At 62.1% G+C, this 13,174-nt stretch carries 15 protein-coding genes; 13 read left to right on the forward strand and 2 right to left on the reverse strand.

The window, feature by feature from the left end:
- Window positions 1-4: 4 nt before the first annotated feature.
- The gene (hemC, locus tag EFD55_RS16305; RefSeq protein WP_125846090.1) at window positions 5-934 is read right to left on the reverse strand and encodes a hydroxymethylbilane synthase; all 930 of its coding nucleotides are present in this window, start codon (window positions 932-934) and stop codon (window positions 5-7) included.
- A 72-nt stretch (window positions 935-1,006) separates the two neighbouring features.
- Here hemC and tsaD point away from each other — a divergent pair, with 72 nt between their 5' ends.
- Genes tsaD through EFD55_RS16330 form a run of 5 tightly spaced genes read left to right on the forward strand, consistent with a single transcriptional unit; the run spans window position 1,007 to window position 4,466 of the window.
- Window positions 1,007-2,104: a tRNA (adenosine(37)-N6)-threonylcarbamoyltransferase complex transferase subunit TsaD gene (gene tsaD, locus EFD55_RS16310; protein ID WP_125846092.1), complete on the forward strand. Its 1,098-nt coding sequence runs from the start codon at window positions 1,007-1,009 to the stop codon at window positions 2,102-2,104.
- A complete protein-coding gene (locus EFD55_RS16315) occupies window positions 2,101-3,084 on the forward strand; it encodes an NAD(P)H-dependent glycerol-3-phosphate dehydrogenase (protein ID WP_125846094.1) in 984 nt (327 codons plus the stop codon). Before tsaD ends, EFD55_RS16315 begins: the two co-directional genes overlap by 4 nt.
- A gap of 10 nt (window positions 3,085-3,094) precedes the next feature.
- A complete protein-coding gene (locus tag EFD55_RS16320) occupies window positions 3,095-3,388 on the forward strand; it encodes a YciI-like protein (RefSeq protein WP_125846095.1) in 294 nt (97 codons plus the stop codon).
- A gap of 2 nt (window positions 3,389-3,390) precedes the next feature.
- Window positions 3,391-3,822, forward strand: a complete 432-nt coding sequence (locus EFD55_RS16325) for an EVE domain-containing protein (protein WP_047615609.1) — start codon at window positions 3,391-3,393, stop codon at window positions 3,820-3,822.
- The gene (locus EFD55_RS16330) at window positions 3,819-4,466 is read left to right on the forward strand and encodes a class I SAM-dependent methyltransferase (RefSeq protein WP_125846097.1); all 648 of its coding nucleotides are present in this window, start codon (window positions 3,819-3,821) and stop codon (window positions 4,464-4,466) included. Before EFD55_RS16325 ends, EFD55_RS16330 begins: the two co-directional genes overlap by 4 nt.
- Here the strand turns inward: EFD55_RS16330 and EFD55_RS16335 are convergent.
- Window positions 4,463-4,951, reverse strand: coding sequence for a hypothetical protein (locus EFD55_RS16335; RefSeq protein WP_125846098.1), 489 nt, complete (start codon window positions 4,949-4,951; stop codon window positions 4,463-4,465). The two genes, EFD55_RS16330 and EFD55_RS16335, sit on opposite strands and share 4 nt — an antisense overlap.
- Before the next feature lie 314 nt (window positions 4,952-5,265).
- Between EFD55_RS16335 and sdhC the strand changes: the two genes are divergently transcribed.
- The 8 genes from sdhC (at window position 5,266) to sucC (ending at window position 13,170) form a co-directional block, all read left to right on the forward strand.
- On the forward strand, window positions 5,266-5,661 hold the full coding sequence (gene sdhC / locus EFD55_RS16340; protein ID WP_125846100.1) for a succinate dehydrogenase, cytochrome b556 subunit: 396 nt from the start codon (window positions 5,266-5,268) through the stop codon (window positions 5,659-5,661).
- Window positions 5,662-5,671: 10 nt separating this feature from the next.
- Window positions 5,672-6,052, forward strand: a complete 381-nt coding sequence (sdhD, locus tag EFD55_RS16345; RefSeq protein WP_125846102.1) for a succinate dehydrogenase, hydrophobic membrane anchor protein — start codon at window positions 5,672-5,674, stop codon at window positions 6,050-6,052.
- A gap of 7 nt (window positions 6,053-6,059) precedes the next feature.
- Window positions 6,060-7,901 carry a succinate dehydrogenase flavoprotein subunit gene (gene sdhA, locus EFD55_RS16350; RefSeq protein ID WP_125846103.1) on the forward strand — a complete coding sequence of 614 codons (1,842 nt, stop codon included), beginning with the start codon at window positions 6,060-6,062 and terminating at the stop codon, window positions 7,899-7,901.
- A gap of 18 nt (window positions 7,902-7,919) precedes the next feature.
- On the forward strand, window positions 7,920-8,699 hold the full coding sequence (locus tag EFD55_RS16355) for a succinate dehydrogenase iron-sulfur subunit (RefSeq protein WP_125846104.1): 780 nt from the start codon (window positions 7,920-7,922) through the stop codon (window positions 8,697-8,699).
- 365 nt (window positions 8,700-9,064) lie between these two features.
- A complete protein-coding gene (locus EFD55_RS16365; protein ID WP_125846105.1) occupies window positions 9,065-9,580 on the forward strand; it encodes a protease inhibitor Inh/omp19 family protein in 516 nt (171 codons plus the stop codon).
- Between the two features lie 59 nt (window positions 9,581-9,639).
- Window positions 9,640-10,803 carry a cell division protein ZapE gene (zapE, locus tag EFD55_RS16370; RefSeq protein ID WP_125846106.1) on the forward strand — a complete coding sequence of 388 codons (1,164 nt, stop codon included), beginning with the start codon at window positions 9,640-9,642 and terminating at the stop codon, window positions 10,801-10,803.
- 174 nt (window positions 10,804-10,977) lie between these two features.
- Window positions 10,978-11,940 (forward strand): malate dehydrogenase, encoded by a 963-nt coding sequence (gene mdh / locus EFD55_RS16375; protein ID WP_125846107.1) that lies wholly within the window; start codon window positions 10,978-10,980, stop codon window positions 11,938-11,940.
- A gap of 36 nt (window positions 11,941-11,976) precedes the next feature.
- Window positions 11,977-13,170, forward strand: a complete 1,194-nt coding sequence (gene sucC, locus EFD55_RS16380) for an ADP-forming succinate--CoA ligase subunit beta (RefSeq protein ID WP_125846108.1) — start codon at window positions 11,977-11,979, stop codon at window positions 13,168-13,170.
- The last annotated feature ends 4 nt before the right edge of the window (window positions 13,171-13,174 follow it).

Here is a 13,174-nt window from a genome sequence, read left to right on the forward strand (position 1 = left end):
CGCTTCAGTGCCAGTCTTCGAAAAAGGCGCTGCCGGCCCTTGCGCGCACGTCCTGGCCGGCACGGGTGCCGAGCGCTGCCGCATCGCGGCGGTGGCCGTCGGTCGTCACCGCGTGCTGGCTGCGGCCGTCGGGGGTGATGATGAGGCCGGAAAACCGGATCAGATCGCCTTCGCAGACGGCATAGCCGCCGATCGGCGTGCGGCAGGAGCCGTCGAGAGCGGCGAGGAAGGCGCGTTCGCAGGAGACGGTGTCGAAGGTTGGCGCGTCGTTGATCGGGGCCAAGAGATCGTCAATCCCCGTATCGCCGATACGGCTTTCGATGCAGATCGCCCCTTGCGCTGGCGCCGGCGGGAAGGTGTCGGGGTCGAGGATATCAGTGAGCACCTCGACCTTGCCGAGACGTTTCAGGCCGGCAAGCGCCAGCAGGGTCGCATCGACCTGGCCTTCTTCGAGCTTGCGCAGGCGCGTTTCGACCGAGCCGCGGAAGGTGATGACGTTGATGTCGGGCCGCATGCGGCGGATCAGCGCCTGGCGACGCAGCGACGAGGAGCCGACGGTTGCGCCGTGCGGCAGGTCGATCAGCTTGCGCGCGGTGCGGCCGATAACGGCGTCGCGGATATCCTCGCGCGGCAGATAGGCGGAGAGATAAAGGCCATCGGGCAGTTTCGTCGGCATGTCCTTGGTGGAGTGCACGGCAAAATCCAGCTCGCCGGCGGCAAGCTTCTGTTCGAGTTCCTCAGTGAAGAGGCCTTTGCCGCCGATCTCGGCGAGCGACCGGTCGGTGATGCGGTCGCCCTTGGTCGTCAGCACGACGATCTCGAACATTTCCTCGGGCAGGTTATGCGCCGCCATCAGCCTGTCGCGGGCCTCATGCGCCTGGGCAAGCGCCAGCGGGCTGCCTCGCGTGCCGATCCGGAAAGGTTTTGTTTGCATCAGCTCTGTTCCGTTGTTACCGGAGTTCTCGTAAACGGGTTTCCGTACCATCGCAATCAACGAACAGGCCATATGGTTCCCTTTCTGCGCATCCTCGGCATCGAAACAAGCTGCGACGAGACCGCCGCGGCGGTTGTCGAGCGCGATGCGGAAGGGCATTCCAAGGTGTTGTCCGATGTGGTGCTTTCCCAGCTTGACGAGCATAGCGCCTATGGCGGCGTGGTGCCGGAGATCGCAGCGCGTGCCCATGTCGAGGCGCTCGACGAGCTGATCGAGGAGGCCTTAGCGCGCGCCAATGTGTCGCTGGCCGAGGTCGATGCCATTGCCGCCACGTCGGGGCCGGGGCTGATCGGCGGGCTGCTTGTGGGATTGATGACCGGCAAAGCGATCGCGAGAGCCGCCGGCAAGCCGCTCTATGCCGTCAACCATCTCGAAGGCCATGCGCTGACGGCGCGGCTGACGGATGGGCTTGCTTTTCCCTATCTGATGCTGCTCGTCTCGGGCGGCCATACACAGCTCATCCTGGTGCGCGGCGTCGGGCAGTACGAGCGGTGGGGCACAACGATCGACGATGCGCTGGGTGAAGCCTTCGACAAAACGGCAAAGCTGCTCGGCCTGCCCTATCCCGGCGGCCCGGCCGTGGAGCGGATGGCGCGGGATGGCAATCCCGATCGGTTCAATTTTCCGCGCCCGCTGGTCGGTGAGGCACGGCTCGACTTCTCCTTCTCCGGCCTGAAGACGGCCGTGCGGCAGGCAGCACAGGAGATCGCTCCGCTCAGCGATCAGGACGTCGCCGATATCTGCGCCTCGTTCCAGAAGGCGATTTCGCGCACGCTGAAGGACCGCATCGGCCGCGGTCTGCAGCGCTTCAAGACGGAATTTCCTGTAACCGGCGAGAAGCCGGCACTTGTCGTTGCTGGCGGCGTCGCCGCCAATCTCGAACTGCGCGGCACGCTGCAGACGCTGTGCGACAAGAACGGCTTTCGCTTCATTGCGCCGCCGCTCAGTCTCTGCACTGACAATGCGGTGATGATCGCCTGGGCGGGACTGGAGCGCATGGCGACGGGCGTTCAGCCTGACACACTCGACGTGCAGCCGCGTTCGCGCTGGCCGCTCGATTCCAAGGCGGAGACGCTGATCGGTTTCGGAAAACGAGGGGCCAAGGCATGAGCGAAAACATCGCCGTCGTCGGATCGGGGGCTTTCGGAACGGCGCTCGCCGCCGTCATCGCTCTTGCCGGGCGAAGTGCGGTGACGCTCGTCGGGCGCGATCCGTTGCTTATTGCGGATCTGAAAACCGAGCGGCTGCATGAAGCGGTACTGCCCGGCATCCCGCTCCCCGATACACTGGAATTTTCGGCCGAGGCAGACGCGATCACCGGCGCCTCCATCGTGCTTTTTGCGATGCCATCGCAGGCGCAGGCCGATGCGGCGCGGCAATATGGCCCCTACCTTGCCAAGAATGCCGTGGTCGTCACCTGTGCGAAGGGTATCGAGCGGGCGACCGGCAATCTCTTGACCGACATGCTGGAACGGGAACTGCCGGACCACCCGGTCGCCGTGCTCTCCGGTCCGGGCTTTGCCGCCGATATCGCCAAGGGGCTACCGACGGCGATGGCGATCGCGGCGGCTGATATGGAGACCGCGGAGCGGCTCGCTCAGGCAATATCGGGCCGGACCTTCCGGCTCTACGCCTCGGACGATCGCATCGGCGTGCAGCTCGGCGGCGCGCTCAAGAACGTGCTGGCGATTGCCTGCGGCATCGTCGAAGGCCGCGGTATCGGCGATTCCGCGCGGGCGGCGCTGATTGCGCGCGGGCTTGCGGAAATGTCGCGGTTCGTCGTCGCCCAGGGCGGGCAGGCGGATACGGTGCGCGGGCTTTCCGGCCTCGGCGATCTGGTGCTGACGGCAACGAGCCATCAATCGCGAAACCTGCGCTACGGCATTGCGCTCGGGCGCGGCGACAAGACCGATCCCCTGCATGGCGCGCTGGTGGAAGGCGCGTTTGCCGCCTCCGTCGCCTCGCGGCTTGCGGCGAAATTGAAGGTCAGCATGCCGATCACCGATGCCGTTTCCGCCATCATCGACGGCCGTCTCGATATATCAGATGCGATCGAGCAGCTGATGACGCGCCCAATCACCACCGAATAGGAGAACAGACATGCTTTTCGCCCTTCTCTGCAAGGATAAGCCGGGGCATCTGAATGTGCGCATGGAGACGCGGCCGACGCATCTCGACTATCTCAACGGGCTGAATGCCGAGGGCACGCTGAAGATCGCCGGCCCGTTTCTCGACGATGACGGCAAGCCCTGCGGCAGCCTGATCGTCGTGGAAGCGGAATCGAAGGAGGCCGCGCGTGCGCTCGCCGATGCCGACCCCTATGCCAAGGCCGGATTGTTCGAAAGCGTCGACGTCAAGGCCTACAACTGGGTCTTCAACAAGCCGGAGGCGTGAGCATGGCGCACTGGCTCTATAAATCCGAACCGGCCTCCTGGTCCTGGGAGCAGCAGAAAGCTGCCGGCGAAAAGGGCACGGAATGGACGGGTGTCCGCAACTATCTGGCACGCAACAACATGCGGGCGATGCAGATCGGCGACAAAGGCTTCTTCTACCATTCTAATGACGGGCTGGAGATCGTTGGCATCGTCGAGGTCTGCGCGCTCTCGCATCCGGATTCCAGCGCCAAGGGCGATCCGAAATGGGATTGCGTCGATATCCGCGCCGTCATGGATATGCCGAAGCCGGTGACGCTGAAGGATGTCAAGGCAAGCGAGAAGCTTGCCAAGATGGCGCTCGTCACCTCGATGCGGCTTTCCGTGCAGCCGGTGACGGAGGAAGAATATCTCGAAGTCTGCCGCATGGGCGGGCTGGATAATCCGCCACGTTGAAAACCGATCCGGAAGCCTTCATCCGCGCCAATACCGGCCTGATGGCGCCGCCGCATGTGCCGGAGATTTCGCTCCATCTCGCAAGCGAGGCGCATGAACTCTGGCTGAAGACGGAAGAGGAACTGGAAGCGATCGGCCTGCCGCCGCCTTTCTGGGCTTTCGCCTGGGCGGGCGGCCAGGGACTGGCGCGCTATATTCTCGATCATCCGGAAATGGTGCGCGGTGCGCGCGTGCTGGATTTCGCCAGCGGCTCCGGGCTTGTCGGCATTGCCGCTGTGATGGCCGGCGCCCGCGAGGTCACGGCGAGCGATATCGATCCCTGGGCGGAAACGGCGATCCGGCTGAATGCCGGCGCCAATCGTGTTTTGCTCGGATTTACCGGCGCCGACCTGATCGGACAGACCGTCGATGCGGATATCATGCTTGCCGGTGATGTCTTCTACGACCGCGCTTTTGCCGATGCGCTCGTTCCGTGGTTCACACGGCTGGCGGCGGAGGGCAAAACGGTTTTGGTCGGCGATCCCGGGCGAAGCTACCTGCCCCGGGAGCGGCTGGAATTCTGCGCGGTTTATGAGGTGCCGGTCACGCGGGCACTGGAGGACAGCGAAATCAAGAAGACCACGGTGTGGCGCTTCTGCTCCTAGGGCCGGATGACACAGACATTGGCTTCGTAAGTGCAGGGGTCGTCCTGGACGGCGACATCGATGACCTTCGCCTTCGGCGCCGTCGGTTCGGGCCGCGGGGGATAGAAGCCATAGCCATTGCCGCCGACATAGGTTCCGCCGTCGACCTGATAGACATAGGAAGAGCCGGAATAGGTGCCGCCGCCGTCCCAACCCTGTGCCTGGGGGGCGATGATGAGGAGATTGTTGCGAAATACGCGATTTGTTGCCGCTGACGAAAACTGCGTCAGCATCGGCATCCTGTTCCTGCCTCGGTGGCCATGGAAATTGTCGAAACCTATGCCGCGGTTGCGCCAGCTCAAGCGCTCGCCAAGAAGCAACCCGCCGTGGAAGGCGTGGCGATGGCCGGGGAAGCGGTCAAAATGGCGGCGGTCGCCCGCAGTCGCGGGGAGCGCGGCAAGTGCTGCGAGCGCAAGCAGGGTGACTGCGGACAGACTGCGAAACATGGATGCCGGCCTCCGGAATTCCGATCGTTAACAAATCGTTAACGACAGATTGCGCCAAAAGCGGCGGCTTGTCCATTCGCGCGGGAGGAACGGCATAAATATTGAGCGTGAAATGCCAGTTTGGTTGGACTGCAAACTTCCCGGTAATCCGAATCGATTAAATTAAATGCAGACAGCGATTGTGCTTGTCGTCTGGCTTTTCGGTGAGTAAACGTCGCAATTGATGCAACGCACACAGAGAATTTTGTCATTCGTGTGGTTGACTGAGCATGCTCCGAAATCCGGGAGCGCAGAGAAGCCGCCGCGAGGTTCTGATGGCGAACGTGACAAATAACCGGCCCCTGTCGCCGCATTTGCAGATTTACAAACCTATTCCCACTATGGTCATGTCCATCGTCCACCGCATCACCGGAGGCGCGCTCTATGTCGGCACGCTGCTGGTCGCTTGGTGGCTGATCGCGGCCGCAAGTGGCCAAGGCTCCTATGATTGGGCCAACTGGGTACTCGGCAGCCTTATCGGCAAGCTCGTGCTCCTCGGCTATACCTGGGCGCTGCTGCACCACATGCTCGGCGGCTTCCGCCACTTCATGTGGGACCTCGGCTATGGCTTCGAGAAGGAATTTTCGACCAAGCTCGCCATTGCCAACATCATCGGGTCGCTCTGTCTGACCGTGGTGGTCTGGGTGATCGGCTTCCTCATTCGCTTCTAAAGGTCCTCTCATGGATATGCGCACCCCCCTCGGCAAGGTTCGCGGGCTCGGCTCCGCCAAGGACGGCACGGACCATTTCTGGCGCCAGCGGCTGACGGCTGTCGCCAATGTTCCGCTCATCCTTTTCTTCCTGATCTTCATGATCGCCTATGCCGGCGCGCCGTATGCGGATGTGGTTCGCGCGCTGTCGAACCCCTTTGTCGCCGTCGTCATGGGACTGATGGTGATCTCCGGCGTCATCCACATGAAGCTCGGCATGCAGGTCATCATCGAGGACTACGTGCACGGTGAGTTCGGCAAGGTCGTCCTCCTGATGCTGAACACCTTCTTTGCGATCTTGATCGCCGGCCTCTGTCTCTTCGCCATTCTGAAAATCGCATTCGTAGGATAAGCTCGACATGGCACCGACCTCCCCCGCCCAGAATGGCAAGGCCTACAAATATGTCGATCACTCCTATGACGTGATCGTCGTCGGCGCCGGCGGCGCCGGCCTGCGCGCCACGCTTGGGATGGCTGAGCAGGGTTTCCGCACGGCCTGCATCACCAAGGTTTTCCCGACCCGCTCGCACACCGTCGCAGCCCAGGGCGGCATTGCCGCTTCTCTGCGCAACATGACGCCCGACAGCTGGCAATGGCACCTCTACGACACCGTCAAGGGTTCGGATTGGCTCGGTGACGTCGACGCCATGCAGTATCTTGCCATGGAGGCGCCGAAGGCGGTCTATGAGCTCGAGCATTACGGCGTGCCGTTCTCGCGCAACGAGGAAGGCAAGATCTACCAGCGTCCGTTCGGCGGCCACATGCAGAACTACGGCGAAGGCCCGCCGGTGCAGCGCACCTGCGCCGTCGCCGACCGCACCGGCCATGCCATCCTGCACACGCTCTATGGCCAGTCGCTGCGCAACAACGCGGAATTCTTCGTCGAATATTTCGCTCTCGACCTGATCATGTCTGAAGACGGCAGCCGCTGCACCGGCGTCGTCGCCTGGTGCCTGGATGACGGCTCGATCCATCGCTTCGCCGCCAAGATGGTGGTGCTGGCGACCGGCGGCTACGGCCGCGCCTATTTCTCGGCAACGTCTGCCCATACCTGCACCGGCGACGGCGGCGGCATGGTGGCGCGTGCCGGCCTGCCGCTGCAGGACATGGAATTCGTGCAGTTCCACCCGACCGGTATCTATGGTTCGGGCTGTCTGATCACCGAGGGCGCGCGCGGCGAAGGCGGTTATCTCGTCAATTCCGAGGGCGAACGCTTCATGGAGCGCTACGCGCCGTCTGCCAAGGACCTTGCCTCGCGTGACGTCGTCTCGCGCTGCATGACCCTGGAAATCCGTGAAGGCCGCGGCGTCGGCAAGAACAAGGACCATATCTTCCTGCATCTCGACCACCTCGATCCGGCCGTTCTTCATGAACGCCTGCCGGGGATTTCCGAGAGCGCCAAGATCTTTGCAGGCGTCGACGTCACCCGCGAACCGATCCCGGTTCTGCCGACCGTTCACTACAACATGGGCGGCATTCCCACGAACTATTGGGGCGAAGTGCTGAACGCCGACGGCGCCAATCCGGAACGGATCATCCCTGGCCTGATGGCTGTCGGTGAAGCCGGCTGCGCCTCGGTGCACGGCGCGAACCGCCTCGGCTCCAACTCGCTGATCGACCTCGTGGTCTTCGGCCGCGCCGCTGCGATCCGCGCCGGCGAGGTCATCGACCGTGCCGCGCCGGTTCCGGCGTTGAACGTTGCTGCCTGCGACAAGATCATGGACCGGTTCGACGGCCTGCGCCATGCCAGCGGCGGCACGCCGACGGCTGACCTGCGCGAGAAGATGCAACGCGCCATGCAGGAAGACGCCGCCGTCTTCCGCACGCAGGAATCGCTGGAATCCGGTTGCCGTCGCATCTCGGCGATCTGGCAGGAGATGCGCGACATCAAGGTCACGGACCGTTCGATGGTCTGGAACTCGGACCTGGTGGAAACGCTGGAGCTGCAGAACCTGATGGCCAACGCCATCACGACGATCTACGGCGCCGAGGCCCGCAAGGAAAGCCGCGGCTCACATGCCCGCGAAGACTTCACCTCCGGCTCCTTTGGCGGGCGCGACGACGTCAACTGGCGCAAGCACACGCTTGCCTGGGTGAACGAGGCAGGCGACGTGAAGCTCGATTACCGGCCGGTCCACACCGACTTGATTGCGGAAGGCATCGATCCGCACAAGATCGAGCCCAAGGCCCGCGTCTACTGATCTCAAGAGGAACCTGATATGGTTGAACTCGCTCTCCCCAAGAATTCTCAGATGCGCGAAGGCAAGGTCTGGCCGAAGCCGGCGGGTGCGACGAACACCCGCGAGTTTCGCGTCTATCGCTGGAGCCCGGACGACGGCCAGAACCCGTCGATCGATACCTTCTACATCGATGTCGATGATTGTGGCCCGATGGTGCTCGACGGTCTGCTCTACATCAAGAACAAGATCGACCCGACGCTGACGCTGCGCCGCTCCTGTCGCGAGGGCATCTGTGGGTCCTGCGCGATGAATATCGACGGCACGAACACGCTTGCCTGCACCAAGGGTCTCGACGATATCAAGGGCACGGTGAAGATCTATCCGCTGCCGCATCTGCCCGTCGTCAAGGATCTGGTTCCTGATCTGACCAACTTTTACGCCCAGCATCGTTCGATCGAGCCCTGGCTGAAGACGGTCTCGCCGGCGCCGGCCAAGGAATGGAAGCAGAGCCATGAGGACCGGCAGAAGCTTGACGGCCTCTATGAATGCATCCTCTGCGCCTGCTGCTCGACCTCCTGTCCGAGCTACTGGTGGAACGGAGACCGCTATCTCGGCCCGGCCGTTCTGCTCCAGGCCTATCGCTGGCTCATCGACTCCAGAGACGAAGCGACCGGCGAACGTCTCGACAATCTGGAGGATCCGTTCCGCCTCTACCGCTGCCACACGATCATGAACTGTGCGCAGACCTGCCCGAAGGGCCTCAACCCCGCCAAGGCAATCGCCGAAATCAAGAAGATGATGGTCGAGCGCCGGGTCTGATCAACGTGCATGGCGACGGTGGTATAGACGGCTTCGATCCCGAAGCCGTCAGAGAGATCCGGTCGCGAGCAGTATCTGTGTCGGGCCGGTGTGATCCTTTCCGTAGAGCTCGTTCGAACGTCATTCGGAAACATTGCCGGAATTCGACAGGAATGCGGACAGGGATGAACGCGCCCAACACCTTGCTGACAAATTCTATGTGCAGGAAGTTTTGCAGCGGGATAGTTGAACTGTATCGTTTTTCGGTTAGTTGTTGTCACGGGCAATTTGTGCCGCCCGACTTGATTAACCAAACCGAATTACGATAATCGACCTTGTCTCACGCCCTTTTCTCTCCGGCCAATGCCGAATCCAGGAGTATGATGATGCAGTTGCGATATGCGATGACAGGTCTGGTGGTGGTTCTGTCGCTAGCCGGTTGTCAGCGTACGGCATATGATTACAGCTCCAACTCGAGCGCCGCGCCGGCGCCGTTGACGGCGCAGCCGGTTCCTTCGGTGCAGGGCGGGCAGCTTCCGCCACCGACCGGCGGTTCGCAGTTTCCAGCCGCGCCGGCGTCAACGTCGCCAATGCCGGGTGCGCAGCCGGGCGCGGTTGCCTCGAATGCGCTTGACGTCACCAAGGAATCGATGGTCGGAAGCTGGCGTGTCAACGGCTCTTGCGACATGTTCCTGACGCTCACCAATCTCGGCAGCGGTTCACGCGGCGGCACACGCGGCTGCGTCGGCGAGCTGACGGCGATGGGTTCCTGGGAGGTTGCCGGCAAGCAGGTGCTGCTCAAGGACCGTTCGGGCAACCAGATCGGCAGCGTCTACAAGACGGCCGACAACCGCTTCGAGGGACAGACCAGCACAGGTCAGCAGATCAGCCTCAGCCGGTAAACCAACCGGCGCGGTAAACGATCCGGCGGTTCCCGCCGGTGACAGGCGGATATGCCCTCATGCAGCCAATGCCAGATTATGCGCTCAGCGTCTGCGAACAGCTCAAATCGCTGACGGTTTCCGGTGCGCTGCAGGTCGATTCCGCCCAGATGGACGTGGCGAAAAGCCTGGACCGGGTGCTTGCCGGGTTGAAGCAGCAACGCCCGGCGGCAAAATCGAGCGCGCTCGGCTGGCTGTTCGCCTCGAAGAAGAAGTCCGTGGGCGGCATCAAGGGGCTATACATCCACGGCAGCGTCGGACGCGGCAAGACCATGCTGATGGACATGTTCTTTTCGATGGCGCCGTCCAGGAAGAAGCGTCGGGCGCATTTCCACGAATTCATGGCTGATGTGCACAACCGCATCGCGGCGCACCGGCTGAAGCTGAAGAACGGCGAGACCAAGCAGGCCGATCCGATGCCGCCGGTCGCCGCAGCGCTCTACGAGGAAGCGGAACTGCTCTGCTTCGACGAGTTCACGGTCACCGACATTGCCGATGCGATGATCCTGTCGCGGCTGTTTTCCGAGCTCTTTGCGCGGGGATGCGTGCTGGTCGCGACTTCGAACGTCGAGCCGGACAATCTCTACAGGGATGGCCTCAACCGCGGCCTCTTCCTCCCCTTCGTCACCCTGCTCAAGCAGCATGTCGATGTCGTAACGCTGGATTCGCCGACCGACTACCGGATGGAAAAGCTGAACAGCCAGCCGGTCTACCTGGTGCCGATCAGCGAACATAACGACATGGCGATGGAGGCCTCCTGGACGCAGGCGCTGCACGGACGCAAGGCGCAGCCGCTCGAGATTCCGATGAAGGGGCGCTCCATTCATGTGCCGCTCGCCGCCGACCGCATGGCGCGGTTCTCCTTCGCCGACCTTTGCGACAAGCCGCTCGGGGCGAGTGATTTCCTCGCCATCGCCAAACGCTTCGATACGGTCTTCCTCGATCACGTTCCCTTGCTCGGGCCGGAAAAACGGAACCAGATCAAGCGATTCATCATTCTGGTCGATACGCTCTACGATCACGCCGTGCGGCTTTACGTTTCCGCGGCGGCGATGCCGGAGGAACTGCTTCTCCACCGCCGGGGCACCGAGGGCTTCGAATTCGACCGCACGGCATCGCGCCTGTTTGAGATGCGCAGCGCGGAATATCTTGCGTTGCACCATGAGAAGCACGCCGCAGAGTAACAATCCTATGACATAATATCTTACGTTTACGTAAGAATTTTAGTATCTAAACGATTGAAAATGCTGCATCAAAAATAATGGATTGCCATTTTTAGGCTTTGGGTCTATGCGATTGCGTCATTGGGCGGTGCCTTGGCGTCGTCCGACGAATTTGATCGCAAAGGAAACGGCGAAATGGCGCGTAACAAGATCGCACTCATTGGTTCTGGCATGATTGGTGGCACGCTGGCGCATCTCGCCGGCCTGAAGGAGCTGGGCGACATCGTCCTCTTCGACATTGCGGACGGCATTCCCCAGGGCAAGGGTCTCGACATCGCACAGTCCTCCCCGGTCGAAGGCTTCGACGCCAACCTGACCGGCGCCAGCGACTATTCCGCGATCGAAGGTGCCGACGTCTGCATCGTCACTGCCGGTGTTCCGCGCAAGCCGGGCATGAGCCGCGACGACCTTCTCGGCATCAACCTGAAGGTCATGGAGCAGGTCGGCGCCGGCATCAAGAAATATGCCCCGAACGCTTTCGTGATCTGCATCACCAATCCGCTCGACGCCATGGTCTGGGCGCTGCAGAAGTTCTCCGGCCTTCCCGCCAACAAGGTCGTCGGCATGGCCGGCGTTCTCGACTCCTCGCGTTTCCGCCTCTTCCTCGCTCGGGAATTCAACGTTTCCGTCCAGGACGTGACCGCTTTCGTTCTCGGCGGCCACGGCGACACGATGGTGCCGCTCGCCCGCTACTCCACCGTCGGCGGCATTCCGCTCACCGATCTCGTCACCATGGGCTGGGTCACCAAGGAGCGCCTCGAAGAGATCATCCAGCGCACCCGTGACGGCGGCGCCGAGATCGTCGGCCTGCTGAAGACCGGCTCGGCCTACTATGCGCCGGCCGCCTCGGCGATCGAAATGGCCGAATCCTACCTCAAGGACAAGAAGCGCGTCCTTCCTTGCGCTGCCCACCTCACCGGCCAGTACGGCGTCAAGGACATGTATGTCGGCGTTCCCACGGTCATTGGCGCCGGCGGCGTCGAGCGCATCATCGAGATCGATCTCAACAAGACCGAGAAGGAAGCCTTCGACAAGTCCGTCGGCGCCGTTGCCGGTCTCTGCGAAGCCTGCATCAACATCGCGCCCGCCCTCAAGTAATTGGTGCGCTGACGTTATCGAAATAGGGACAAACCCATGAACATTCATGAATATCAGGCCAAGGCTCTGCTGAAGGGCTATGGCGCGCCGGTCGCGCAGGGTGTGGCTATCCTCAAGGTCGAGGAAGCCGAAGCTGCCGCCAAGTCGCTTCCCGGCCCGCTTTACGTGGTCAAGAGCCAGATCCATGCGGGCGGTCGCGGCAAGGGCAAGTTCAAGGAACTCGGCCCGGATGCCAAGGGCGGCGTTCGCCTCGCCAAATCGATCGACGAAGTCGTAGCGCATGCCAAGGAAATGCTTGGCAATACGCTGGTAACCGCGCAGACCGGTGAAGCCGGCAAGCAGGTCAACCGCCTCTACATCGAAGACGGCGCCGATATTGCTCGCGAGCTCTATTGCTCACTCCTGGTTGACCGCTCGGTCGGCAAGGTGGCCTTTGTCGTTTCGACCGAAGGCGGCATGGATATCGAAGCCGTTGCTCACGACGCGCCTGAGAAGATCCACACGATCGCGATCGATCCGGAAGCTGGTGTTACGGCTGCCGACGTTGCTGCGATCTCCAAGGCGCTTCAGCTGGACGGTGCAGCTGCCGAAGACGCCAAGTCGCTCTTTCCCGCACTCTACAAGGCGTTCGGCGAAAAGGACATGGCCCTGCTCGAGGTCAACCCGCTGATCGTCATGAAGGATGGCCACCTGCGCGTCCTCGACGCCAAAATGTCCTTCGACGGCAACGCACTGTTCCGCCATGACGACGTGAAGACTCTTCGCGATGAGACGGAAGAAGACGCCAAGGAAATCGAGGCCTCCAAGTGGGATCTCGCTTACGTGGCGCTCGACGGCAATATCGGCTGCATGGTCAACGGTGCCGGCCTTGCCATGGCGACGATGGATATCATCAAGCTCTACGGCAAGGAGCCGGCTAACTTCTGTGACGTCGGCGGCGGCGCCGGCAAGGAGAAGGTTGCAGCGGCCTTCAAGATCATCACGGCTGATCCCAAGGTCGAAGGCATTCTCGTCAACATCTTCGGCGGCATCATGAAGTGCGATGTCATTGCCGAAGGCGTCATTGCCGCGGTCAAGGAAGTCGGTCTCAAGGTTCCGCTCGTCGTGCGCCTGGAAGGCACCAATGTCGAGCTCGGCAAGAAGATCCTGAACGAGTCGGGTCTCGCGATCACGGCGGCTGACGATCTCGACGATGCGGCCAAGAAGATCGTCGCGGCGATCAACGGCTGAGGAC

Origin of the sequence: Rhizobium pisi, from assembly GCF_003938655.1 — a bacterium.
In the GTDB taxonomy this organism is placed as follows: domain Bacteria; phylum Pseudomonadota; class Alphaproteobacteria; order Rhizobiales; family Rhizobiaceae; genus Rhizobium; species Rhizobium pisi.